Origin of the sequence: Lentzea sp. NBRC 102530 (assembly GCF_030269365.1) — a bacterium.
GTDB lineage: Bacteria > Actinomycetota > Actinomycetes > Mycobacteriales > Pseudonocardiaceae > Lentzea.
Genome location: NZ_BSTF01000062.1, coordinates 1 through 261, shown reverse-complemented (window position 1 = coordinate 261; position 261 = coordinate 1). Strand labels below are relative to the sequence as shown.

The 261-nt window shown below is 67.8% G+C and carries 1 protein-coding gene; it reads right to left on the bottom strand.

Annotated features, from left to right (window positions below; translation table 11 throughout):
• Positions 1–261: Clp protease N-terminal domain-containing protein (locus tag QSK25_RS45285; RefSeq protein ID WP_285647893.1), on the bottom strand; the 261-nt coding region annotated here is incomplete at both ends.

The following is a 261-nucleotide window of genomic DNA, read 5'->3' as shown; positions in this document are numbered from 1 at the left end:
ACGGCGTGCCCTCGCCGCGACCGGTCGACTCCGCCGCACCCTTCTCGGTGGAGTAACCCGACAGCAGCTGCAGCACCTGCTGCCGCACCCTGTTCAGGTCAGCACCCAGCTTCACCAGGACCTGGGCGGCGACGCCCTCGCCCTCGCGGATCAGGCCGAGCAGGATGTGCTCGGTGCCGATGTAGTTGTGGCCGAGCTGAAGCGCCTCACGCAGTGAGAGCTCCAGGACCTTCTTCGCACGCGGGGTGAAGGGGATGTGAC